This is a genomic window from Janthinobacterium sp. BHSEK, from assembly GCF_056174685.1.
On sequence record NZ_JBWBYV010000061.1, the window covers coordinates 41,320 to 63,556 of the forward strand.

The window sequence follows — 22,237 nt, forward strand, 5'->3', positions numbered from 1 at the left end:
GAAAGCTCCCAGAATGGATGAGTCGACAGGCAGGCTCACGCTGGCGCTGGCTGACCTTGAATGAAAAGATGCTAGACGAAATTGATTGTTCTGACAAGCCTAGTTTCTGGGGTGGAAAAAAGGTTGCGCAAGGCATACAGAGGAGGGGGATGCCCCTCCCGCCGTGGCGGCGGGAGGGCAAGGCAGCTTACGGGACCACGGTCAGCACGTCGACATCGATTTCCGGGCTTTCCATGAAATCTTTTTCCACTTCGCCGCGGATTTCCACCCGGGTCCTGGCGTCGATCTTGCGGTTCATGAAGACCTTGTCGTCGATGTCCACGCGGATTTCCGCCGTGCCGTCGGAGAAGGTGTATTTCTCGTTGCCCACTTTGCGCAGCAGGTGGCCGCGCAGCACGACGGCCTGGTCGTCGACGGGATTTTTCAGGATGGCGGCCACATTGCCGGGCGCGGCCGGGCCGGCCGACGGCCCCACGTATTGGGCGTGTGCGCCGCCGGCCAGCAAGGCGCAGGCGGCGGCCAGGGAGACGATGAGTTGGCGGTGCAGGGACATGGTACTCCTTCGATAGTGACTGTTGGCTTAGAAAAACACGGCGGTGCGGGGAATGATAGCACCGGTATTTCCATATGGCATATTCGCGCGGACGCTGCCCGTGCCGGCCACGCCATCGTCGAGTTTGCTGTCGATCTGCTCCGCGTAGCTTTCGGGCAGGTTGTCGAAGCGGATGCCGTTGCCGGCCCGTCCACCCACTTCGTCGTTGTACAGGTACACGGCGCCGCCCTGGGCGCTGGTCATGAATTGCGAGGTGCCGTTGAACGAGCCGGTAATGAAGCCGCCCAGCGCCAGGTGCTGCGGCGCCAGCGTGAATTCGCGCGGCTGGCCGTCGCCGATCTGGCCGTCGCCATTGCCGTTGCCTGCCGAATTGGGCACGTGCACGGTGCCCTGGATATCGTCGCCGGGCAGGGCGCGGAACTTGTCCTGGTAGGCGTTGACGGCGGCCGTCAGCGCATTCGACTGCTGGATGATGTTCTTCACCTTGGCGCTGTCGATCAAGCCTTGCCCCTTGAGCACGCCGCCGAGCAGCAAGCCGATGATGACCAGGACGATGGCGATTTCTACGAGCGTGAAGCCGTGCTGGCGGCGTGGGAGCATGGGATGTCCTTGGAAAAAGTACTGGTGCTTGGGATGGCAGTTTACTGCAAATGGCGCCGTGCGCGCACGGCATGTCGGACGGCGGCTCATGGCGCCGCCTTTTTCTTGTCGGCCAGTTCGTCGAGCCGGCGCGCGAGGAAGGCCAGCTCGTGCGGGTCGGTGATCTGGCCGCTGGCGATCAGGCCGCCGATCACCAGGCGCGCGCTGTCGAGCTGGTCCATGTCTTCCAGGATGAACGCTTCCATCTCGCGCACCCAGGCTGGCACGTGCGGCCCCGTCGCCAGCCGGCGCAGTGCGCGGGCATAGGCGAGCGCCAGCGGCAGGTCGTGCAACTGGTGCTTGGCCACCAGCGCCGCCTGCGCCATCGCGGGCCAGCGGTGCTGCGGGTCGGCGGCGAAGCTGGCGGCGACAAAATCGAGCATGCGCCGCGCCCGCTGCGGATCGGCCACGCCCGCGTACACTTCGCTGGCGGCCACCAGCGCATACCGGCTGCGCGGGTCCAGCGTTTGCGCCGTCTCCAGCCAGCCGGCCAGGCGGTCATAGTCGAGCTCGCGCCACGGCAAGCTGACGCCGGGCTGGTCCTCGAACGATTGCAGGTACAGCAGCATGGCCTTGGCCATGGCCAGCGGCTCGCCCAGGCTGGCCAGGCGCGCCACAGCTGCCGGCGGCGCGGCGGGCAGGGGCCGCGCTTGTGGCGGTGCGTGCTGCTGCGCCATGCGCCAGCCCAGCTGCAGCAGCACGCAGGCCGCCAGCAGCCAGCACAGGGGGCGCGGTACGCTCGACCACGGACGCTGGGCGGCGGCCATCAGATGTTCCTGCGGTAAAAGTCGCACAGCGCGCAGCTGGCCAGCAAGCCGACATAGATGGCCGTTTGCGCCGCCACGCTGCCCAGGGCTTGCCAGTCGCCGGTCGCATACAGCAGCCACTCCGTGCGCGCAAAGGCGTCGAGGCGGGGTAGCAGCAGGGCCAGCACGTCGATGGCGCCGGCCGTGGCGCGCTGCACCAGGGAGTCGCCCGCCTGCGGGCCGTGCGCGAGTAACTGCAGGCTGCCCAGCATGCGCGCCAGCACATAGAAGCCACCCGTGGCGGCCAGCGCGGGCAGGGCCTGCTGCAGGCTGGCCGCGCACAGCAGGCTGAAGGCGGCGACGATCCATAATTCCCCCAGCAAGGACAGCGCCCACAGCGCGCTTTGCGCGGGCGCGGCGAACAGCGCCATCAGCAGGCCGAACAGCATGGCGGGCACGGTCGCCAGCGCTGCATAGCCCAGCAGTTTGCCCAGCAGGTAGGCTGCGCGCGGCATGGGCAAGGCCAGCAGCAATTCGAGGCCCCGGTCGGCCCCCTCGCGCGCCATGCTGGTGATAATGAAGGTGGCCAGCAGGAAGACGCCGGCCAGGCGCAGGGTGGCCGCCAGCAGCGCCGCCTGCACGGCGCCGCTTTCCGTCAGCGCCAGTTGCTGCAGGAAGCCGGCCAGGCCGGCGCCGGCGCAGGCGGCCAGCAGGAACAGCCACGGCAGGCGGCTGCGCAGCGCTTCGAGCAGCGTGTAGCGGGCGATGATGAGGGCGGGCGAGAGCATCGGCATCAGCGGGGCAGCCTCTGCGCCGCCACCATGCGGTTGAACAGGATGTTCGGCGACAGCCAGACGACGATATCGTCGAACTCGCCGCCGGGCTGCTGCGCGCCGCTGGCGGCGCGGCTGATGAAGGTGGTGGCGTTCGATGCATTGTTGCGCTCGTCGACATTGTTGCCGAAAGGCACAGCCTGGCGCTGGCCCTGCACGTTCGTGGCGCCAAAGCCGTTCTTGCCGTGCGACATGATCATGGCGGGAATGTCCTGCAAGGCCGTCGCCTGCAGCAGCGCGCCGCCACTGCGCGTGACGATGCTGATGTCGCGCGGCGTGCCCAGGTTGAACTGCTGTTCGCTGTCGCTGAAGGCCGGCGTCACGCTGTAGCGGAACAGATGGTTCCAGCTGTCGCCCTGACGCAGCCCTAGTGTAGCCCACGGCAGGAAGCCGGCGCGCTTGTCGCCCGTGCAGCGGGCGCCGCGCCGGTCTTCCAGGCCATTGCCGGCGGAAATGGCGGGACACGGCAGGTAGCCGTAGCGCAGCGCGTAGCCCGTCAGCGCTTCTTTCGCTTCATTCAGCGCCTGTTGCGTCTCGGCCACCTTGCGCTGTTCCAGCTGCACGGTCAAGGGCGTGACCAGGCCGCCGATCATCAGGCCGACGATGACGAGCACGATGGCGATCTCGATCAGGGAAAAGCCGCCCTGGCGGCGCGCATGGCGGGCGCTCATGGCAGGTTGCGCGCGGCGCGCATGCGTTGGTACAGGGTGGGCAAGGTAATCCAGGTCAGCATGTCGTCAAAGGCGCCACCGGGCAGCGTGGCAAGTTCGGTGGCGGGGCGGGCGATGAAGCGGCGGCTGGCGCTGTCGTTGGCGGCTTCGTCGATATTGCCGCGTGCTATATTGATCTGCGGCACGCCGTTGGCGGCCGTGCCGTAGCGATCCTTGCCTTGCGAGAACAGCACGACGGGCAGGCATTGCGCGCTGACGTCGCACTGCTCCTGCCCCGCCACGTAGGCGAATTCGCCACGCCCGTCGCGGCGCAGCACGGCTCGGTTGGCGACGGCGGAAAACGAGACGATGGGGGCGCGCGCCATTTCCGGCGTGACGCTGTAGCGCAGCAGCTTGCCCCAGGCGTCGACGCCGTCCACGCCCAGCGCCACCCACGGCAAGAAGCCGCTGCACTCGGCGTCGCCGGCGCAGTCGGCGGGCCGTTCGCGCCCGTCGAGGGCGGAGGCGGCAGGGCGGGGCAGGCGGCCGTTGACGGCCGCAAAGCCCAGCAAGGCGTCGCGCGCCTGCGCCAGGGTGGCCAGGGTGCGCTGCTGGCGTTCGGCCTCGCCCGTGTTGCGCCCGAAGGCGCCGATCAGCAGGCTGGCCGCGCCCAGGCCCAGCACGGCCACCAGCAGCAGCAGGGCGGCGCCGCGCTGGCGATGCGCCTGGCGCGGCGTCATGGCGGCGCCTCGGTGACCGTGCCGCTGGCCGGGTCGTAGCGCTGGCCGGGTTTCAGCAGCACCACCTGGCCCGTCGACAGGCGCAGGGTCAGGCTGCCGGGCTGCTCACGCGCAAGATGGTTGTGCGGCTCGTTCTGCGCTTCCTGATTCAGCCAGACGGTGGAGCGGCCGCTGCTGCGCTGTACCACGCCATTCAATTCCACGGGCGGGGCGGGTGGCGGCGGTGGCTGAGGCGGCGCAGGCGTCAGGGCGGGATCGGCCGGCGGCGGCCCGTAGCGCTGCGCGTCGAGCTGGGTGCGCTGCTCGGGCGACAGGAACAATCGCCCCAGCTGCGGCGACTGTGCCTGTGCCTGGGCCGTCAGCGCGGCGCCAGCCAGCAGCGCACACAGGACGAGGGGGATCCTCATGGCCGCCCCGGCACGGGCGCGCTGCCCAGGGTCAGCCACAGCAGCTCGCATTCGGCGCCCAGAGTGGGCGCCATGGCGCCCGTGGCGATTGCGTTGCCTGTGCCTGGCCCGGCCCCGGCCGCCGCGTGGCGCTTGAGCGTGCAATCCTGCACGGCGAAATAGCCGGCCTGGCGCAAATCGCCGAGCAGGTTCAGCAAATCCATCTCGTGCAGCAAATCCATCTGCAGGCGCATGCGGCTGCCGTGCAGCTGATATTGCCCCATCACCATGGGCAGCGGCACTTGCAGCCCCTGCTGCGGGCTGATGTCATAGCTGACCGGCAGCAGCTTGCGCTGTTCCTGGCTGCGGCGGATGGCATCGATCCAGGCCAGGCGGTTTTCCTCGCCGATCAGGCCGCGCTGGCGCAAGGCCAGGAATTGCGGTTCGTAGGCGCGGATTTCCTGCTTTTCCGCTTCCGCATGGTTGAACAGGAGGGCGGCCGCCGAACGCGTGCGCTGGGCCAGGTCCAGCTGCTGCGCTTCGCGCGCGCGGTAGGCGATGCTCAGGCTCAGCAGCACCAGGCTGGCCAGCATGGTCAGCGCAAAGCACAGCAGGGCGCGGCGTATCAGGTGCAGTTCGCCCAGCCAGGCGGGCAGGGTGCGCGCGGGCGCGCCTGCGCGCTGCATGCCGGGCAGGGGCGGCTGCTTGACGGGGCCGCTCATGGCTGCCACGCGAGCAAAAGGGTGAAGCGGGCCTGGCTGTCCGGAGCCGGGGCGGCGCTCTTGCCGGACAGGGCCGCGCTGGGGCGCAGGTCGAGCGGCGTTTCCTCGATCGTCACCTGCATGCCCGGCTGGCGCGCCAGCGTTTGCGCGAAGGCCGTGATGGCGGCCAGGGCCGCGCGGTAATCGTTGTTCGGCATGGCCACGTCCGCTTCCAGGCGCAGCGCCTGCGGCGGCGCGACGGGAATGCCGGCCAGGGTGCTGCCGGTCGTGCCGCCTTGCTGCTGCGGCTGGCCGCTGGCCGTGCGCGCGGGCGCCTGGCCCGCATGCCAGTGCAGCTGGCCCAGCGCGACTTGCGGCGCCTGGTCCAGCGCGGCGCTCAGCATGCCCAGCAGCCGGCCCGGCTCCGGCGCCTGACTGGCGATCATGTGGCCCAGGGTCACGGCCACTTTCATATTCTGCGTCTTGGCCGGCGCCGGCGCCTGGGTCGACATGACGTTGCGGTAGCGCTCCTGGTAGGACGCCGTTTCCTGCGCCAGGCGCTGCGTGGCGGCGCCGTCGGCTATGCCGCCAAGCAAGTTAATCGCGCACCACAGGGCAGCCGACGCGCCGATCAGCGTGCTGGCGCCATACAGCGTCTTGCGCGCGCGCTGGAAGTGGTAGTAGCGGGCCAGCGCCCCGGGCGGATAGTGGCTGGACGGCGGATGCTTGCCCAGCAAAGTCAGCAGTAATTCGTCGGCCAGCGCCGGGGTCCGGCGCAAGCCCACCCGTGCGCCCGCCAGCTGCAGGTCGATGAAATGGTAGGCCACTTCGACGCCGTTGTCGCACAGCAGTTCGAGCTTGGCGATTTGCGCGGCCGGCGCCAGGATGACGGTATTCAAGACGTCGCCGCGCGCCAGCATGCGTGTGCTGGTGAGAAATTGCCGCGTCTTTTCCGTTTCCAGCGCGATATTCACGGCCACGCCGTCGAGCGCGATGGTGGCCGTCTGGCGCGAAAAGCGCAGCTGGCCCTTTTCGTAGTAGCTTTGCCGCAATCCGCCCGATTGCTGCGTCACCAGCAGCAGGTGTTCGTGCGCGATCGCCAGTTTTCTGACCAGCGCGATACTGAGCAGGCTGGTCGAGTAAATGCCGGCCACGGGCACGCGCAGGTGTTCGAGCGCCTCCGTCCACGGCTGCAGCAGCGATGGATTGGTCAGCGCAAAGAACAGCACCTGGTCATCGTGGCGGCCCGTGCTTTCGCGGCCCAGCAGGGTACTGCCGCGGTAGGGCGTGTCGCGGTGCAATTGCTGCTTGCGCCGCTCCAGCAAGGCCCGGCCCGCCTTGCCGCGCACGTGGGGCAGCAGCTGGCGCTGGAAATCTTCCTCGATCAGGTCCGTCAGCAGGTAGGCGGGCACGTCGAGCCGCTGCGCCTGCGGATCTTCCAGCCACGCGGCGAAACCGTCCAGCCCGGCCGCGCTGGCGGGGAAGACGTGGCCCTGGCCCAGCACGCCGTGGTCCCAGTCGTAGGCGCACAGCGCGTCGCTGGTAATGTAGAGTAATTGTTTGCGGAACACGGCGGTCTCAGGCCTCGGGTCTCAAGTTTTCATCGTGCTGATGGTGTCGTAGATCGGCCCCAGCACCGACAGCATGATCCAGCCCAGCAGCAAGCCCAGGATGACGGTCATGGCGGGCTCGATCATGGCTTGCACTTTTTCAATCAATTCCTTCACTTCGCGGTTGTAAAAGTAACTGACATTGCGCAAGGCCGTGTCCAGCGAGCCCGTGGCCTCGCCCACCTTCAGCATGCGGATCACCAGCGGCGGGAAGATGCCCGTGTGCTGGAAGGCGGCCGTCACGCCATGGCCTTCGCTGATCAGCTGGGCGGCGCGGCGCAGGCCGGCCGCCACCACCTGGTTGCCGGCGATGCCTTCGGACAGGCGGATGCATTCGAGTATCGTGATGCCGGAAGCATACATCAGGGCAAAAAACGTGGCGAAGCGGGCCAGGATGATCTTGTGCAGCACGGGGCCGACCAGCCACAGCCGCAGTTTCAAGCCATCCCAGGCATAGCGGGCCGCCTCGCTGCGGCGGATCAGCGCGCGCAGGCCGAAAAACAGCAGCGCGGGCAAGGCCAGCAGCACATACCAGTAATCGATGAACACATTCGATACAAAGATCAACACGCGCGTGTGCAGCGGCAGCTCGCCGCCCATGTTGCGGATGAAGGCCGTCAGCTGGGGCACCAGATAAATCATCAGGAAAAACGTCACGCCCGCCACCACCAGCGCGACGATGATCGGGTACATGACGATCTTGCGCGTCTGCGAGGCCAGCTCGTCCTGCCATTTCAGGCTTTCCGACAGGTTCTTGAACACTTCGGCGATCTTGCCGCTCTGTTCGCCCGCCAGTATCAGGCTGGTAAACGTGGCGTCGAAGATGTCGCCATGCTGGGCCAGCGCGCCCGACAGCGGCAAGCCGCCCTCGATGCTTTCGATCAGATCCGTGACGACTTCGCGCAGGCGCGGGTGGTCCGTGCTTTCACGCAAGTCGTTCAAGCCTTCCAGGATGGGTACGCCCGCGCCCGTCAACTGTTCCATGTGGAAACAGAAATTGATGAGGTCGCGGCGGTGGATGATCCGCTTGCCCAGCAGCACCAGATACTGGCCCGTGATCTTGCAGTCGATCAAGTCGAGCTGCATGCGGTGCAAACGCGCTTCCAGGTCCGGCACGTTGGCCGCCTCCATGCTGCCGGGAATCAAAGTGCCGGCGGCATCCATGGCGCGGTAGACATATTGCGCCATCAGGCCAGCCTTTCCGTCAGATCGACCACGCGGCCCACTTCTTCCAGTGTGGTGGCGCCTTCCATCACGCGGCGCATGCCGTCGTCGACGATGCCCTTGAAGCCGGCCGCGCGCGCCGCGTTCTTCAATTCGCGCGAACTGGCGCGGCGCGCCGTCAATTCATCGAGTTCGGGCGTCATCTTGAGGATTTCCATGATGGCCAGGCGGCCCTTGTAGCCCTGGTGCGCGCAGCGCTCGCAGCCCACGGCGCGGCAGATGGACACGGGCGCATCGCTTGCTGCCAGGCCCAGCAGGCGGCGCTCGACGTCGTCGGCGATCACGGTTTCCTTGCAATGCGGACACAAGCGGCGTACCAGGCGCTGCGCCACGATGCCGATGATGTTGCCGGCCATGATGTCGGGCAGGATGCCGATGTCGAGCAGGCGCGAGATGGAGCCGATGGACGAGTTCGTATGCAGGGTGGAATACACCTGGTGGCCCGTCATGGCGGCGGCAAACGCCATTTCCGCTGTTTCGCGGTCGCGGATCTCGCCCACCAGGATGATGTCCGGGTCTTGCCGCATCATCGAGCGGATGCCGTCGGCAAAGCCCAGCTTGACGGATTCGTTGACGGAAGTCTGGCGTATCATGTTCATCGGATACTCGACCGGATCTTCCAGGGTCATGATGTTGACGCTTTCCGTGTTGATGTGGTTGATGATCGAATACAAGGTGGTGGTCTTGCCGCTGCCCGTCGGGCCCGTCACGAGGATGACGCCGTCAGGGCGCGCGATCATCAGTTTCAGCAGGTTCAGTTCCGCTTCGGCCAGGCCCAGCGCATCGAGCGGGACGATGCCTTTTTGCCGGTCCAGCACGCGCAGCACGACGTTTTCGCCATGCGTGGTGGGCTGCGCCGAGGCGCGGAAGTCGATTTGCCGCCCGGAAAACTTGATGCTGATGCGCCCATCCTGCGGCGCACGTGCCTCGGCGATATTCATGTTCGACATCACCTTCAGGCGCACGGCCATGGCCGGCCAGTAGGATTTGTGCAGGCTGCGGATTTGCCGCAGGATGCCGTCGATGCGGTAGCGGATGCGCAGGAACGACTGTTCCGGCTCGAAATGGATGTCCGAGGCACCGTTCTGCACGGCGTCGGCCAGCAGCGCGTCGATCAGGCGCACCATGGGCTGGCTGTATTCGTCCGAGGGCGAGGCCATGCTCTGGTAGCTGACTTCGCCCGTTTCGATTTCGTGCAGGATGCCGTCGATCGACAATTCAAAACCATAGTACTGGTCGATGGCGCGCGAAATGTCCGATTCATTGACGAGCACGGTGGAAATCGTGATGCCCTTGACCAGCATGGCGCTGATCTGGTCAAGCGCGACGATGTTGCTGGTGTCGGCCATGGCCAGGATCAGATTGTCCGCCTGCCGTTCATATACGATGGGAAAGACGCGGTAGCGCTTGGCCACGTCCTTCGGGATCAGTTTCAGGGCGATGGCATCGACCACCAGGCTCGACAGGTCCGCGCTGACCTGTTTCAGGTTTTCGCTGAGCGCTTCGCGCACGGTTGCTTCCGTGACGAAGCCCAGGGTGATCAGCAGCTTGCCCAGCGGTTCGCTGCTGCGCCGCTGCTCGATCAGGGCGATGCGCAGCTGGTCTTCGCTGATCACGCCTTTCTGGATCAGCAATTTGCCCAGCGGAAGTTTTGCCTGTTCTGCCATGTAGTGCTTATTCCTGACGGGGTGGGGTGATGAGCGGTTCGGCCGGGGCCGCCGGCGCGGGGGCCGCCAGTTCGCGCAAACGCGTTTGCACGACGGCCTGGTCGAAGGCGGCTGGCGTGGTGCGCGCCAGGGTCAAGGCGCGCTGGTAATACGTGGCGGCCAGCCGGGGCTGGTTCAGCCGGTCCAGGCCCACGGCCAGGTTGAAGGCGTAATCGGGATTGCCGGGCGCGGCGCCGTAGGCGCGGAAGAACTGCTGCTGCGCTTCGTTCCAGCGGCGCTGCTTGGCGTACAGATTACCCAGTGCAAACAGCACGGGGCCGCTGTCGGGGGTACGGGCCAGGATGGCTTTCAGCCTGGCTTCGCTCTGCACCACGTCGCCCTGGCGCAGGCCGATCAGGCCGGCCAGCGCCTCGCCATCGTCGGGATTGATTTCCAGCAAACGCACGTACAAGGCCGCCGCCTGCGCGCCCTGGTTCTCGCGCAGGGCCACTGCCGCCAGGCCCAGCAGCGCATCGCGGTTGTTGGCATCCTGCCGCAGCACCGTTTCATATTGCTGGCGAGCAAGGCCCAGCTGGCCCCCGTTGAAGGCCTGGTAGGCTTGCTGCACGCCGGGGTTGATTTGCGGCGCCGTCTCGTTGCGCAGCACCTGGATCTGGCTATTGTCGGGCGCCATGACCGGCGGCAGGCTGGGCGGCGCAGGCGGCGGCAGTTGCGCCAGCTGGGCGGCCACGGCCGCTTGCGCTGCCGCCTGGATCATCGCCTGCTGTTCCGCCGCGCCGGCTGGCGGGCGCTGTTCGCGCGGCACGTCCTGCGGCAGCGGTGCGGGCGCGTCCGGCGTGGCGCCGCCCGCCGCAGGCAGCACCACGATGGGACCGGCAACGCCGGCCGTGCCCGGGGCGTCCGTCAGCGGCATGGGCACGCCGGGCAGGTTGGCGCCCGCGCCGGGGCTGGTGCTGGCGCGCCAGTACCAGTACGCCATGGCGCCGGCCACCAGCAGCAGCAGTGCCAGCAGCACGGCCAGACGCACGGTGGCCGGATCGACACTGATGGGACCGGCGGGGCCTTTCGGCGGCGGGTTGCTGCGGCTGGCGCGTGGCTTGGCGGGCGGCGGTTCCGGACGGGCGCGCGGCGGCTCGGGGGGCGGGCCGGGCTGCGCGCCTTGCTGTGTACCTTGCGGTGAACCTGGCTGCGGACCTGGCTGCGGACCTGGCCGGGCTGCGCTGGGCGATGGCGCGGGGGCGTCCGGCAGCGGTTCCAGGCTCAAGGTGCTTGCCGGCTGCACGGGCGGTGGCGCGGCAGGCACGGGACGGGGCGGCAGGGCGTCGGCCGGCGCCAGTTCCAGCACCTGGTCGTAGGCTTCCGACGGCTTTTCCAGTTCCTCGTCGGAAAGGCTGTTCTGCTTGGCGCGTTCGGCCTTCTTGAGCGCCTGCATCAGCAAGCTCATGGGACGTCTCCCTGCAGGCGTGCCTGCGGCTGGACGGCGGGCGCCGGCGGGCCATCCGTGTACGGCTGGCTGTTCAGCGGCGCCTGGCCGGGCAGCAGGTAGCGGTAGTCGCGGTAATCGCCGTCGATGCTGGCATCCTTGACCACCACGGGGCGCATGAAGATCACCAGCTCCGTCTTGCTGCTTGCCTCGTTACGATAGGTAAACAAATTGCCCACCAGGGGCAGGCTGGACAGGCCCGGCACGCCATCCTTGGCATTGTCGATGGAATCCTGCATCAGGCCGCCCATCACGGCGATCTGGCCGTTGCTCACTTTCATGATCGATTCCAGTTCGCGCGCCTGGATCACGGGTACGCGGCTCTGCACGCTGGCCGAGGTCAGGGCGGGATTCGGGTCTTGCACGTAGCCGACGATGCGCGTGATGGTGGGGCGCACATTGAGCGTGACTTCATCGCTGTCGGAAATCTGCGGCGTGACGCTCATGACGAAGCCGACGGGCACCGTTTCCAGTTTCGATTCATAGGTGGCCGGCGTGGTGATGGAGCCCGTCGAGCTGATCACGGCGGGTGTCACCTTGATGGTAAAGAAGACATTGTTGTCGACCACTTTCAGCATGGCCGTCTGATTGTTCAGCACGCTGATCTTGGGACTGGACAGCACTTTTACCTTGCCGAACGATTCGAGCAGCTGGATGGTCGTGGCGAAACTGTCCTTCATGTAGTTGAGCACGAAGATGCCGGGCGAGGTACCCGGCAGCACGCCGCTGGGCAGGGGCAGGGAGCCGACACGGCCCTGGTTCAGGCTCAGGCTGCCAGTCAGGCGCGACCAGTTGATGCCTTGCTGATATTCATTGCTCAGGCGCACCTCGATGATGGTCGCCTCGATCAGCACTTGCCGCTTGGCGCTATGCAACACGGCGTCGAGGAATTCGGCGATCTTTTCGTGCTGGCGGCCCGTGGCGCGCACGGCGATCAAGCCGCCTTCCACGTTGACGACGACGGACGAGGGGCTGCCCTTGTTGGCCAGTTTCAGCAGCGGCATGCCGTTCGCGTCGAGCGGCTGGGACGGGTTCGCGTTGGCGTTGCCCTGCTGCTGGCCTGGCGCAGGCTGGCCGCCATTCGGATTGCCATACTGCATCGGCGGCTGGCTGCCGTATGGATTGCCGCCCTGATTCTGCGGCTGGCCTGGCTGGCCCGCTTGTCCCTGCTGGCCTTGCGTATTGCCCTGGGCCGCCGTCAATTGCTGGTTCAGCTGCGCCAGCGGGTCCACCTGCACGTCGTTGAGCGTGGTCTCGCGCAGCAGGTCGCGGATATTCTTTTCCAGGCTGTACCAGAAGTTATTTTCCGAACGATTCACGACCAGGGTGGTCGAATTGTTATTGCCATTGCCGCCGCTGCCCTGGGTGCTGCCAACGGGGTTGCTGGCGTTGCTCGATCCGCCGCCCGCCGTGGAAATTTGTGTGGCGATATTCACGCTGCTGTTGGTGCTGCGCGCCATGTTGACGTAATCGACCTTGTAATTGCGCCAGACGGGCGCGTCGGGCAGCACCGTCAGGTTCTTGCCATCGATTTCGTAGCGCATATCGACTTGCTTGCCGATACGCGTCAGCAATTGCGGCAGAGTCTGGTTCAGCGCATTCAGGGTGACGCTGCCTTCGATCTGCGGGTGAATGTCGATATTCATGCCCGCGTCGCGCGCCAGCGCAAACAGCAGCGATTGCACGGGCACCTTGTGCACGGTGACGCTGTAGGTTTCCACCTTGGGCGCGGGCAAGGGCGCGGCCAGCGCGCTGCTTTGCTGCACCGGTTCGGGAATGGCGCCGCCGGGGACGGGCGCGGTATTGAGGTGGGCAGGCGACAGCGGCATTTGATGCGTGGCGCAGCCGGACAGCATGCTGCCGCAGGCGAGGGCGACCCAGGATGCCAGCACAGGAATAGGGTGTTGATTCATGAAAAGTTCGCCCTTGAAGTCATGTTGTGCTTTTGTAATTTTACCCAGCATGATCGCCTAAAAGCAATCGGCTGTGCGGGCCCTGGAGGCAATATACCGAAATAAAGTCAGGGGGTGCCACGCGCCGTTTGTGCCGGCGCCGTGGCATTCATTTCCATGCGGATACTCTCTATGTCGCTCAGCAATATTTTCCGTGGCGACGTGGGGGCGATCCTGGTCCAGACGGCTTCGGCGCTGGCCCGGTCGGCAAAGCTGCCATAGACGATGTCCAGGCGCGCGGCGGCGCTCGCGGGCGCTGCGCCGGGCAGGCGAAACACGTGGATGTCGCGCAGGCCGATGGCTTGCTGCGCTTGTCGCAGGAAAGTTTCCGCGGTGACCGTTTCGGTGGCGGGCAGGCTGGCGATCTGCAGCAGCAGCTGCTGCGGCCCTTGCCGTGTCAGCCAGTCGCGCGATTCGGCCAGCTTGCTGTCGAGCAGCGTCGATGGCGCTGGCGGCGGTGTGCGCGGCACTGCGATGCCCGATGTTTGGACCGGCGTCAGCCATTGCCACAGGAGCGCGGCGGCCAGCAGCAGCATCAGCACGCACAAGGCGCCCGCCAGCAGCTTGCCCGCATGCCAGGGCGGACGGTGGAAAGGGCTGTCGGCGATGGCCAGGCGCACGTGGCGCGCGCGGATTGCCTGCGCATCGTCCGCAAACGCGGCCAGCAAGGCCTTGTCGGCCAGGATATTGACCCTGCGCACGATGCCCTGCGCCGCGCGCGCCAGCCGGCGCAGGGCGGCCGGCGTAAACATCAGCGGCGCCGTGCGGCCGGCGGCGGCCAGGCGGCACGCCAGATAGTCGTTCAGCAAGGCTTGCGGCAGGCGCGGCACGGTGAAACTGTGGGTGATGCGCTCCTTCAATTGGCGGAACTGGGGCATATCCAGGGTGTGCTGCAATTCCGGCTGGCCAAACAGGACGATCTGCAGCAGCTTGTGGCTGGCCGTTTCCAGGTTCGTCAGCAGGCGCAGCGCTTCCAGCGTGGCGCCCGGCATGGCTTGCGCTTCCTCGGCCAGCAGCACCACCTGGCGCCCCGCCGCATGCCGGGCGATCAGCTCGCCGTGCAGGGCGCGCAGCACGGCATCGGCGCGGCATCCGTCCAGTTCCAGGCCCAGTTCGGCGGCGATGGCGTGCAGGACGTCGTCCGGCTCCAGGCGGGGATTGAGCAGGTACAGCACGTCGACCTGGGGCGGCAGGCGTTCGGCCAGCATGCGGCACAGCATGGTCTTGCCGCTGCCCACCTCGCCCGTCAGCTTGATGATGCCTTCGCCTTGCATGACGGCATACAGCAGCGCGTCCAGCAGTTCGCCCCGCGTATTGCCGGGATAGAAGAAGGCGGGGTCCGGCGTGATGCCGAACGGAGCCGTGCGCAAGCCGAAATGGCGCAGATACATGCCGTGCGGGGAAGGTGCGTAGGGCCGCCCGGCAGGCGCCTGTTCGGGACCGTTCATGTCGCGATGCAATTGAGGAAAGCCTGTTCCAGGCTGGCGTCTTCCGCGCCGCCATGGCGCGCGCGGCATTCGGCGGGCGTGCCCGTAAACACGATGCGGCCCCCATGCAGGATGGCCATGCGGTCGCACAATTCCTCCACATCGGCCAGCGCATGCGAGGTGAGCAGGGCGCCGCGGCCCTGTGCGCGCGCTTGCCGCAGCACTTGCTTGAACTGCGCGCGCGCCTTCGGGTCGAGTCCGCTCATGGGTTCGTCCAGCACCAGTTGCGGCTTGCCCGACAGCATGCAGGCGGCCAGCCCCAGTTTCTGCATCATGCCTTTCGAATACGCGCGCGCGGGGCGCTGCAGGACGTCCGGCGCCAGGTCCAGCGCGTCCAGCGCCTGCTGCACGGCTTGCGCATCGGGCCGCACATGGTGCAGGCGCGCCAGGTAGCGCAGGAAGTCGCCGCCCGTCAGGTAATAGGGCGCCTGGAAGCGTTCCGGCAGAAACGACAGGGGCTGGCGCGCCGCGCCGCGCCTGTGCGGCTGGCCGAAGATGGCGATGTCTCCCCGCTCGGGCGTGCAGAAGTCCAGCAGGCATTTGAGCAGGGAAGTCTTGCCCGCGCCATTCACGCCGACGAGGCCGAACAGTTCCCCCGCGCGCACCTGCAAGTCGATGCCGCGCAGCACGGCGCTGCCGGCCAGCTGCAGATGCACGTTGTGGAATTCGATGGCGCAGGCGTTCATAGGGGCAATGGGCGGCAGGCAAGACGGTGAACGACCGCCATTATTGCCATGGGCGCAGGTGGGCGGCAAGTGTTTCCTTGCAGAGTGTTGAAATGCGCAAAAATCAAACGATGGAATGTATTTTCTTTAAGAAACAACAGGTTCTGGAATAAAATACCTGCGCACGCCGCTGGCGCGCATCGTCTGAAGAATTTGTCGAGGAGCAAGCATGGCAAGGCCAGAGAAAGTCCGGCTCGGTGAAATTTTGGTGCAGCAGAAATTGCTGACGGAAGAACAGTTGGGCCAGGCCTTGACGGAACAGAAGCGTTCGGGACGCAAGCTGGGCCGCGTTTTTGTCGAGCACGGCTTCGTCACGGAAGAGCAGATTTCGGGCGCGCTGGCGCGCCAGCTCGACATTCCCTACATCAATCTGAAGTTTTTCAACATCAATCCCGAACTGGTGCGGCTGCTGCCGGAAACCCAGGCGCGGCGTTTCCGCGCGCTGGTGCTGGAAGACCGCCGCGAGGGCTTGCTGGTCGGCATGTCCGATCCCACGGACCTGTTTGCGTACGATGAAATCTCGCGCCTGGTCAAGCGCCAGATCGAGCTGGCCGTGGTCAATGAAACGGAAGTGCTGGCCGCCATCGACCGCATCTACCGCCGCACGGAAGATATTTCCACGCTGACGCGCGAGCTGGAGCAGGACCTGGGCGACGTCTCCGTCGACTTCGGCGCGCTGGCCGCCAATCCGGGCCTGGAAGAGGCGCCCATCGTCAAGCTGCTGCAATCGGTGTTCGAGGATGCCACGCAGGTGCGCGCCTCGGACATCCACATCGAACCGCAGGAAGGCCGGCTGCAGATCCGCTTCCGCATCGACGGCGTGCTGCACCTGCAGACGGAAGCGGACAGCAAGATCGCCAGTTCGCTGGCGCTGCGGCTGAAACTGATGTCGGACCTCGATATTTCCGAGAAACGCTTGCCGCAGGACGGCCGCTTCGCCATCCGCGTGAAAAACCAGCGCATCGACGTGCGTATTTCCACCATGCCGACGCAGTACGGCGAATCGGTGGTGATGCGCCTGCTGAACCAGGGCGGCACGACCTTGCGCCTGGACGCCATCGGCATGCCGCCCAAGCTGGTGCAGCAGTTCCGCGCCATCGTCAGCCGCCCGAACGGCCTGGTGCTGGTGACGGGGCCGACCGGCAGCGGCAAGACGACGACCTTGTATTGCGCCTTGTCCGAGCTCAATTCCGTGGAAAAAAAGCTCATCACGGTGGAAGACCCCGTCGAGTACCGGCTGGCGGGCATCAACCAGGTGCAAGTCAACGAGAAGATCGAGCTGAACTTTGCCAGGGTGCTGCGCTCGGCCCTGCGGCAAGATCCCGATATCGTGCTCGTCGGCGAGATGCGCGACCAGGAAACGGCGCAGATCGGCTTGCGCGCCGCCATGACGGGCCATCTGGTGCTGTCGACCTTGCATACGAACGACGCCATCAGCACGCCGCTGCGCCTGATGGACATGGGCGTGCCGCGCTACATGGTGGGCAGTTCGCTGCAAGCCGTGCTGGCGCAGCGCCTGGTGCGCGTGATCTGCGAAAGCTGCAGCACGCCCTACCAGCCCACGCCGAACGAATACGAATGGCTGCGCCTGGAACTGGGCGAGCTGGTCGAACGCAACCAGTATTTCCACGGCAAGGGCTGCTCGCATTGCAACGGTATGGGTTACCGGGGCCGCACGGGCGTGTACGAATTGCTGGAAATCACGCGCGCCGTGGCCGACGCCGCCAACCATGCCGATCCATCCCACTTCATGAAGGTGGCGACGGCGCAGATGGCGGGCGAGACCCTGCGCCGCCACGCCGTGCAGCTGGTGGTCCAGGGCCGCACGACGGTGATGGAAGCGATGCGCATCAGCAACCAGAGCGAGGATTGAGGTGCCGTTTTTCTCCTACAAGGCGCGCAGCGCCAGCGGCGAATTGCTGACCGGCGTGATGGAAGGCGCCGACAGCGGCGCCGTGGCCGATCAATTGATGGCGGGCGGCAGCACGCCCGTCGACATCAGCGTGACCAAACAGACGGTGACGAAGGCCGGCGCCAACCAGCTGGGCTGGTGGGACAAGCTGACCGAGAAAAAAGTCACGCCCATGGACGTGCAGCTGTTCAGCCGTCAGCTGTACACGCTGCTCAAGGCGGGCGTGCCCATCATGCGCGGCCTGGCCGGCTTGCAGGAGTCCGCCATCAGCCCCGCGTTCGGGCGCATCATCAAGGACGTGCGCGAATCGCTCGATGCGGGGCGCGAACTGTCGGCCGCCATGGCGCGCCATCCCGCCATCTTCACGCCGTTCTATCTGTCGATGGTGCGCGTGGGGGAAATGACGGGGCGCCTCGATGAAGTGTTCCTGCGGCTGTTCGATCACTTGGAATTCGACCGCGACATGCGCGCGCGCGTGAAGTCGGCCACGCGCTATCCGACCTTCGTCGTCTTCGCCATGGTCGCCGCCATGATCGTGGTGAATATCTTCGTCATTCCCCAGTTCGAGAAGGTGTTCGCCAGTTTTCATGCGGAACTGCCGCTGATGACGCGCATCCTGATCGGCACTTCGCGCCTGACGGTGGCTTACTGGCCCATATTGCTGCTGCTGGGCGTGGGCGGCTTTTTCGGCTGGCGCGCCTGGCTGCGCACGAAAGAGGGGCTCTATAAATGGGACCGCGCCAAGCTGCGCCTGCCGATCGCCGGCAAGGTTATCCTGAAAGGCACGATGGCGCGTTTTGCCCGCAGCTTCGCCCTGTCGAGCACCAGCGGCGTGCCCATCGTGCAGGCCCTGACGGTGGTGTCGCAAACGGTCGACAACACCTACCTGAGCGCGCGCGTGGAACAGATGCGCGACGGCGTCGAACGGGGCGAAAGCATCTTGCGCACTTCGGTGGCGGCCGGCGTCTTCACGCCCGTGGTGCTGCAGATGATCGCCGTGGGCGAGGAATCCGGTTCGCTCGACGATTTGATGGACGAGATCGCGGACATGTACGAGCGCGAAGTCGACTATGAATTGAAGACCCTGTCGGCGCAGATCGAGCCGATTTTGATCGTCTTCCTGGGCGCCATGGTGCTGGTGCTGGCGCTGGGCATCTTCCTGCCGATCTGGGACCTGGGCCGGGCGGCCCTGCACTGATGGCAAAACCGTTCCGCCAGCGCGGTTTCACGCTGTTCGAACTGGCGGTGGTGGCGAGCCTGTTCGCCATTCTGGTGGCGGTGTTCCTGAACCGCGTCGGCGATTACCATCAGCAGGCGCAGCAGGTGGCCATGGCGCAGACGCTGGGGGCCTTGCGCACCAGCTTGCGGGTGCAGGTGCTGCAGCTGTATCTGGCGGATGGGCGCGCAAGGATACCGGCGCTGGCGCGGCAAAACCCGTTCGACTGGCTGGCCGACAAACCGGCCAACTACCTGGGCGAGTTCGATGCCCCCGAGCTCGATAAATTGCCTAGTGGTAATTGGCTTTACGACAGAAAAGAGCAAAAAATCATCTATTTGTTTAGTAATGGCAATATTTTTCCTGGTACAGGGCTTGATGTAGTGAAATTTAAGGTAATCTTGCCAGGTGTAGATGCCGATCTTGAGAAGCTCGCCCAGGAACCCGATATCGTGGTGTGGAAATCGCCGGACTCTGCAGCAAAGTGACGCGCTTCCTGGCCCGGCGCAGCGATAGTTTCATGTGTTGGTTTTGATGTTTTTATTTGATTTTGGAGAAAGCAAGAATGAACAAGTCTTTACGTAGTATGCAAAGCGGCGCCCAGGCGGGTTTTACCCTGATCGAACTGGTCGTCGTCATCGTGATCCTCGGCATCCTGGCAGCCACGGCGATTCCTAAATTCGTCGACATGTCGACCGATGCGCGCATCGCCAAGATGCAGGCGGCGACGGGCGCATTGAAGTCCGGCTCGGCCTTGTTCCACGCACAATGGCTGGTCAAGGGGTCGCCTGCGGACAGCGTTGCCGTCACCATGGAAGGCACGGACGTCAAGGGCATCAGCGGCTACCCGGGCATCGCGGCGCCTGGCATCGCTGCGGCGGCAGGCGGCCTGGTTGACTACGATATCGCCACCGTTGCGCCAACAGCGACCGTGTTGACTGTATTGCCTGACAACAAACGTACAAATTGCAAGGTGACCTATACGGCTGCTGTGCCTGCGGCAGGCACGACGCCAGCCCTGCCAGCAGTGGTTGACGCGACGGCCCTGACGTCGGCCAACTGCAGTTAATCCGGGCGTGCAGATGCCGTGCCGGCAAGCTGGCACGGCCGCGCCATGTTTCCGCCCGCCCAACGCCAGGCTACGCCGGTTGGGCTTTTTTACGGGTATTTCCATTGTCCTTGCCATCGATCAACTTGCCGCAACGTGTGGCGCTACCGCAGGCCAGGCTGCGGCGCCGCGCGCGCGGCTTCACCTTGATCGAGCTGGTGGCCGTGCTGGTGCTGGCCGGCTTGCTGGCGACCTTTGCCGTGAGCCGGTTTTTCCAGCGCGACACGTTTGATGCGCGCAGTTTTGCCGACCAGGTGACGAATATCGTGCGCTACGGGCAAAAGCTGGCGGTGGCGCAAAACCGTGCCGTGTATGTCCACATCATTGACAAGAAAAGCGTGGCCCTGTGCTTCGATGCCGTTTGCAGCGCCGCCGAGAAGGTGGTGCCGCCCACGGGCAGCAATAGCGGCAGCAAGGAGACGCTGCAGTATTGTGTGGAAACCAACTGGCTGTGCGAAGGCCGTCCGTCCGGCGTCACCCTGTCCACCGATCCCGTCGATACGGCGGGCTTTTATTTCGACGCGCTGGGCAAGCCGTATAAGCTGGTCAACGTGTTTCCGGACGCATCGACCTTCCCGGCGCGGCTGAAAATCAGCATCCTGGGCGATGGCATGCAGCGCGACGTCACCGTCGAAGGGGAGACGGGTTATGTCCATTAGCCAGCGGCGCCGGCGTGAACGCGGCGTGACCCTGATCGAACTGGTGCTGTTCATCGTCATCGTCGGCCTGGCCTCGGCCGCCATCCTGGGCGTGATGAGCCTGACCACCAGCCACAGCGCCGACCCGCAGCTGCGCAAGCAGGCGCTGGCGATTGCCGAAGGCATGCTGGAAGAAGTCCAGCTGGCGCGGTTTACCTATTGCGATCCGCAAGACCCGGCCGCCCAAACGGCCACCAGTGCGGCCGGCTGCGCCATTCCGGAAGTGGCCGGGCAAGAGGCGGGCGGCGTAACGCGGCCCTTTGATAATGTCAACGATTATGTGAGCGCTTTTGGCACGGCGGTTGCTTACACGACCGATGCGCAGGGCCGCGTATGGGTGCCCGGCGCCAGCCCGGCCTATACGGCGTGGGTGACGATCACCGAGGAATCCCTGCGCGGCCTGCCCGCCTCGGAAAGCCTGCATATCCAGGTCCGGGTGCCGTATGCGGACCAGCAGATCGTGCTCGACGGCTATCGCGTGCGCTATGCGCCAAATAGTATCCCATGAGAAATTCCCCCAACGCCAGGCGCCGCGCGCGCGGCTTTACCCTCGTCGAGATGGTCATCGTGATCGTCATCACGGGCATCATCGGCGCCATGGTCGCCGTCTTCATCCGCGTGCCCGTGCAAGGCTATATCGACACCACCGCGCGCGCCGCGCTGGCCGATACGGCCGATACGGCTGCGCGCCGCCTGACGCGCGACGTGCGCCTGGCCTTGCCCAACAGTGTGCGCGTGTCGAACGACGGCCTGTTTCTGGAATTGCTGCTGACCAAGACGGGCGGGCGCTACCTGAGCGACAGCGACCCGTCCGGCCTGGGCAACGTGCTGAGCTTTGATACCCCTCCCGACCCCAGCCTTCCATTGAACTTTACCGTCGTCGGTGCCATGCCTGCCGATGCCCTGGGCGCGCGCCAGGCGATCCGGGTGGGCGACCAGATCGTCGTCTACAACCTGGGCACGGATTACGCGCCGAACAATGCGTATGCGTGCAGCGCGGCGACTGGCTGTAACCGGGCGAGCGTGACGGGCGTGGCCGGCAACGTCGTCACGCTCGGCAGCTATCCCTTCACGACGGCGCCGGCGCCGCTGCCGTCGCCGTCGAACCGCTTTCAAGTGGTGTCCACGCCCGTCACCTATGCCTGCAACTTGTCGACTGGCACCCTGACCCGCTACGCCGGCTATGCCATCGTGGCCACCCAGCCGGTGGTGGAGGACGCCGCGCCGCTGGCCGCGGCGAATGGCGCCCAGCTGGCGCGCCAGGTGACGGCGTGCGCTTTCAGCTACGCCGTGCTGGCCAACGTGCAGCGGGGCCTGGTGAATATCGACCTGAGCCTGGGTGCGGCGAACAGCAATACGGGCGTGCTGCGCCTGGTGCAGCAGGTACAGGCGAGGAATACGCCATGACGCGCTTGCTGATCCCCCGCACGGGCCGCATGCGCGGCTTCAGCCTCGTCACGGCCATTTTCCTGCTGGTGGTGCTGGCCGCGCTGGCGGCCGTGATGGTGAATATCTCCACTTTCCAGCAGACGGAATCGGCGATGGATGTGCAGGGCGTGCGGGCCGAGCAGGCCGCGCGGGCGGGCCTCGAATGGGGCTTGCAGAAGCAGCTCGCCGCGAATCTGGCCACGGCACCGCCATGCATGGCGGCCACCTCGTTTGCCATGCCCTCCGGCAGCACGCTGTCGGCGTTCAGCGTCAGCATACAGTGCTCCATGGCGACGCAGCCGGGCACCTTGACCAGCTGGACCATCACGGCCACGGCCTGCAATCAGCCGGCCACGACCGAGCCGTTCTGCCCACATGCAGGCAACAACCCAGACTATGTCCAGCGCCGCCTGCAAGCCGTGCTGTCGCAGTAAGGTCAATTGCGTGAAAAAAAAGATCGCTAATTTATTGTTTTTACA

The 22,237-nt window shown here is 65.8% G+C and carries 23 protein-coding genes; 8 read left to right on the top strand and 15 right to left on the bottom strand.

Going from position 1 to position 22,237, the window contains the following annotated elements; translation table 11 throughout:
- Nucleotides 1-187: 187 nt before the first annotated feature.
- The 15 genes from AC0V2Y_RS21080 to AC0V2Y_RS21150 all read right to left on the bottom strand — a co-directional run bounded on the left by AC0V2Y_RS21080 (nt 188) and on the right by AC0V2Y_RS21150 (nt 15,357).
- A complete protein-coding gene (locus AC0V2Y_RS21080) occupies nt 188-553 on the bottom strand; it encodes a YgiW/YdeI family stress tolerance OB fold protein (RefSeq protein ID WP_475414455.1) in 366 nt (121 codons plus the stop codon).
- Between the two features lie 27 nt (nt 554-580).
- The gene (locus AC0V2Y_RS21085; protein WP_475414456.1) at nt 581-1,153 is read right to left on the bottom strand and encodes a prepilin-type N-terminal cleavage/methylation domain-containing protein; all 573 of its coding nucleotides are present in this window, start codon (nt 1,151-1,153) and stop codon (nt 581-583) included.
- Nucleotides 1,154-1,239: 86 nt separating this feature from the next.
- On the bottom strand, nt 1,240-1,959 hold the full coding sequence (locus AC0V2Y_RS21090; protein WP_475414457.1) for a hypothetical protein: 720 nt from the start codon (nt 1,957-1,959) through the stop codon (nt 1,240-1,242).
- Nucleotides 1,959-2,732, bottom strand: a complete 774-nt coding sequence (locus AC0V2Y_RS21095) for an ABC transporter permease subunit (protein ID WP_475414458.1) — start codon at nt 2,730-2,732, stop codon at nt 1,959-1,961. The genes AC0V2Y_RS21090 and AC0V2Y_RS21095 overlap by 1 nt, the downstream gene beginning before the upstream one ends.
- Complete coding sequence (locus AC0V2Y_RS21100) at nt 2,732-3,442, bottom strand: type II secretion system protein (RefSeq protein ID WP_475414459.1); 711 nt, start codon at nt 3,440-3,442, stop codon at nt 2,732-2,734. The genes AC0V2Y_RS21095 and AC0V2Y_RS21100 overlap by 1 nt, the downstream gene beginning before the upstream one ends.
- On the bottom strand, nt 3,439-4,161 hold the full coding sequence (locus AC0V2Y_RS21105) for a hypothetical protein (protein WP_475414460.1): 723 nt from the start codon (nt 4,159-4,161) through the stop codon (nt 3,439-3,441). Before AC0V2Y_RS21105 ends, AC0V2Y_RS21100 begins: the two co-directional genes overlap by 4 nt.
- Nucleotides 4,158-4,568: a hypothetical protein gene (locus AC0V2Y_RS21110; protein WP_475414461.1), complete on the bottom strand. Its 411-nt coding sequence runs from the start codon at nt 4,566-4,568 to the stop codon at nt 4,158-4,160. The genes AC0V2Y_RS21105 and AC0V2Y_RS21110 overlap by 4 nt, the downstream gene beginning before the upstream one ends.
- Entirely contained in the window at nt 4,565-5,269 is a 705-nt protein-coding gene (locus tag AC0V2Y_RS21115; RefSeq protein ID WP_475414462.1) for a hypothetical protein, read from the bottom strand. The genes AC0V2Y_RS21110 and AC0V2Y_RS21115 overlap by 4 nt, the downstream gene beginning before the upstream one ends.
- Entirely contained in the window at nt 5,266-6,819 is a 1,554-nt protein-coding gene (locus AC0V2Y_RS21120; RefSeq protein ID WP_475414463.1) for a hypothetical protein, read from the bottom strand. The genes AC0V2Y_RS21115 and AC0V2Y_RS21120 overlap by 4 nt, the downstream gene beginning before the upstream one ends.
- A 21-nt stretch (nt 6,820-6,840) precedes the next feature.
- Nucleotides 6,841-8,046 carry a type II secretion system F family protein gene (locus AC0V2Y_RS21125; protein WP_475414464.1) on the bottom strand — a complete coding sequence of 402 codons (1,206 nt, stop codon included), beginning with the start codon at nt 8,044-8,046 and terminating at the stop codon, nt 6,841-6,843.
- Nucleotides 8,046-9,749, bottom strand: a complete 1,704-nt coding sequence (locus tag AC0V2Y_RS21130; RefSeq protein WP_475414465.1) for a GspE/PulE family protein — start codon at nt 9,747-9,749, stop codon at nt 8,046-8,048. The genes AC0V2Y_RS21125 and AC0V2Y_RS21130 overlap by 1 nt, the downstream gene beginning before the upstream one ends.
- Before the next feature lie 7 nt (nt 9,750-9,756).
- The gene (locus AC0V2Y_RS21135; protein WP_475414466.1) at nt 9,757-11,193 is read right to left on the bottom strand and encodes a tetratricopeptide repeat protein; all 1,437 of its coding nucleotides are present in this window, start codon (nt 11,191-11,193) and stop codon (nt 9,757-9,759) included.
- A complete protein-coding gene (locus AC0V2Y_RS21140; RefSeq protein WP_475414467.1) occupies nt 11,190-13,145 on the bottom strand; it encodes a secretin N-terminal domain-containing protein in 1,956 nt (651 codons plus the stop codon). The genes AC0V2Y_RS21135 and AC0V2Y_RS21140 overlap by 4 nt, the downstream gene beginning before the upstream one ends.
- A gap of 107 nt (nt 13,146-13,252) precedes the next feature.
- The gene (locus AC0V2Y_RS21145; protein WP_475414468.1) at nt 13,253-14,632 is read right to left on the bottom strand and encodes an ExeA family protein; all 1,380 of its coding nucleotides are present in this window, start codon (nt 14,630-14,632) and stop codon (nt 13,253-13,255) included.
- Complete coding sequence (locus AC0V2Y_RS21150; protein ID WP_475414469.1) at nt 14,629-15,357, bottom strand: ABC transporter ATP-binding protein; 729 nt, start codon at nt 15,355-15,357, stop codon at nt 14,629-14,631. The genes AC0V2Y_RS21145 and AC0V2Y_RS21150 overlap by 4 nt, the downstream gene beginning before the upstream one ends.
- A gap of 208 nt (nt 15,358-15,565) precedes the next feature.
- Here AC0V2Y_RS21150 and AC0V2Y_RS21155 point away from each other — a divergent pair, with 208 nt between their 5' ends.
- The 8 genes from AC0V2Y_RS21155 (at nt 15,566) to AC0V2Y_RS21190 (ending at nt 22,192) form a co-directional block, all read left to right on the top strand.
- On the top strand, nt 15,566-17,269 hold the full coding sequence (locus AC0V2Y_RS21155; protein WP_475414470.1) for a GspE/PulE family protein: 1,704 nt from the start codon (nt 15,566-15,568) through the stop codon (nt 17,267-17,269).
- 1 nt (nt 17,270) lies between these two features.
- Nucleotides 17,271-18,506 (top strand): type II secretion system F family protein, encoded by a 1,236-nt coding sequence (locus AC0V2Y_RS21160; RefSeq protein ID WP_475414471.1) that lies wholly within the window; start codon nt 17,271-17,273, stop codon nt 18,504-18,506.
- A complete protein-coding gene (locus AC0V2Y_RS21165) occupies nt 18,506-19,012 on the top strand; it encodes a type II secretion system protein (RefSeq protein WP_475414472.1) in 507 nt (168 codons plus the stop codon). Before AC0V2Y_RS21160 ends, AC0V2Y_RS21165 begins: the two co-directional genes overlap by 1 nt.
- Before the next feature lie 77 nt (nt 19,013-19,089).
- The gene (locus AC0V2Y_RS21170) at nt 19,090-19,593 is read left to right on the top strand and encodes a type II secretion system protein (RefSeq protein ID WP_475414473.1); all 504 of its coding nucleotides are present in this window, start codon (nt 19,090-19,092) and stop codon (nt 19,591-19,593) included.
- Nucleotides 19,594-19,703: 110 nt separating this feature from the next.
- Nucleotides 19,704-20,291: a pilus assembly FimT family protein gene (locus tag AC0V2Y_RS21175; protein ID WP_475414474.1), complete on the top strand. Its 588-nt coding sequence runs from the start codon at nt 19,704-19,706 to the stop codon at nt 20,289-20,291.
- Nucleotides 20,281-20,838, top strand: coding sequence for a type IV pilus modification PilV family protein (locus tag AC0V2Y_RS21180; RefSeq protein WP_475414475.1), 558 nt, complete (start codon nt 20,281-20,283; stop codon nt 20,836-20,838). The genes AC0V2Y_RS21175 and AC0V2Y_RS21180 overlap by 11 nt, the downstream gene beginning before the upstream one ends.
- Nucleotides 20,835-21,737 (top strand): prepilin-type N-terminal cleavage/methylation domain-containing protein, encoded by a 903-nt coding sequence (locus AC0V2Y_RS21185; protein WP_475414476.1) that lies wholly within the window; start codon nt 20,835-20,837, stop codon nt 21,735-21,737. The genes AC0V2Y_RS21180 and AC0V2Y_RS21185 overlap by 4 nt, the downstream gene beginning before the upstream one ends.
- Nucleotides 21,734-22,192, top strand: a complete 459-nt coding sequence (locus AC0V2Y_RS21190; protein ID WP_475414477.1) for an agglutinin biogenesis protein MshP — start codon at nt 21,734-21,736, stop codon at nt 22,190-22,192. The genes AC0V2Y_RS21185 and AC0V2Y_RS21190 overlap by 4 nt, the downstream gene beginning before the upstream one ends.
- Nucleotides 22,193-22,237 lie beyond the last annotated feature (45 nt).

Coding starts and splice junctions, on each gene's coding strand:
- AC0V2Y_RS21080 (WP_475414455.1), bottom strand. CDS start 553: ATGTCCCTGCACCGCCAACTCATCGTCTCCCTGGCCGCCGCCTGCGCC.
- AC0V2Y_RS21085 (WP_475414456.1), bottom strand. CDS start 1,153: ATGCTCCCACGCCGCCAGCACGGCTTCACGCTCGTAGAAATCGCCATC.
- AC0V2Y_RS21090 (WP_475414457.1), bottom strand. CDS start 1,959: ATGGCCGCCGCCCAGCGTCCGTGGTCGAGCGTACCGCGCCCCCTGTGC.
- AC0V2Y_RS21095 (WP_475414458.1), bottom strand. CDS start 2,732: ATGCCGATGCTCTCGCCCGCCCTCATCATCGCCCGCTACACGCTGCTC.
- AC0V2Y_RS21100 (WP_475414459.1), bottom strand. CDS start 3,442: ATGAGCGCCCGCCATGCGCGCCGCCAGGGCGGCTTTTCCCTGATCGAG.
- AC0V2Y_RS21105 (WP_475414460.1), bottom strand. CDS start 4,161: ATGACGCCGCGCCAGGCGCATCGCCAGCGCGGCGCCGCCCTGCTGCTG.
- AC0V2Y_RS21110 (WP_475414461.1), bottom strand. CDS start 4,568: ATGAGGATCCCCCTCGTCCTGTGTGCGCTGCTGGCTGGCGCCGCGCTG.
- AC0V2Y_RS21115 (WP_475414462.1), bottom strand. CDS start 5,269: ATGAGCGGCCCCGTCAAGCAGCCGCCCCTGCCCGGCATGCAGCGCGCA.
- AC0V2Y_RS21125 (WP_475414464.1), bottom strand. CDS start 8,046: ATGGCGCAATATGTCTACCGCGCCATGGATGCCGCCGGCACTTTGATT.
- AC0V2Y_RS21130 (WP_475414465.1), bottom strand. CDS start 9,749: ATGGCAGAACAGGCAAAACTTCCGCTGGGCAAATTGCTGATCCAGAAA.
- AC0V2Y_RS21135 (WP_475414466.1), bottom strand. CDS start 11,193: ATGAGCTTGCTGATGCAGGCGCTCAAGAAGGCCGAACGCGCCAAGCAG.
- AC0V2Y_RS21140 (WP_475414467.1), bottom strand. CDS start 13,145: ATGAATCAACACCCTATTCCTGTGCTGGCATCCTGGGTCGCCCTCGCC.
- AC0V2Y_RS21145 (WP_475414468.1), bottom strand. CDS start 14,632: ATGAACGGTCCCGAACAGGCGCCTGCCGGGCGGCCCTACGCACCTTCC.
- AC0V2Y_RS21150 (WP_475414469.1), bottom strand. CDS start 15,357: ATGAACGCCTGCGCCATCGAATTCCACAACGTGCATCTGCAGCTGGCC.
- AC0V2Y_RS21155 (WP_475414470.1), top strand. CDS start 15,566: ATGGCAAGGCCAGAGAAAGTCCGGCTCGGTGAAATTTTGGTGCAGCAG.
- AC0V2Y_RS21165 (WP_475414472.1), top strand. CDS start 18,506: ATGGCAAAACCGTTCCGCCAGCGCGGTTTCACGCTGTTCGAACTGGCG.
- AC0V2Y_RS21170 (WP_475414473.1), top strand. CDS start 19,090: ATGAACAAGTCTTTACGTAGTATGCAAAGCGGCGCCCAGGCGGGTTTT.
- AC0V2Y_RS21180 (WP_475414475.1), top strand. CDS start 20,281: ATGTCCATTAGCCAGCGGCGCCGGCGTGAACGCGGCGTGACCCTGATC.
- AC0V2Y_RS21185 (WP_475414476.1), top strand. CDS start 20,835: ATGAGAAATTCCCCCAACGCCAGGCGCCGCGCGCGCGGCTTTACCCTC.
- AC0V2Y_RS21190 (WP_475414477.1), top strand. CDS start 21,734: ATGACGCGCTTGCTGATCCCCCGCACGGGCCGCATGCGCGGCTTCAGC.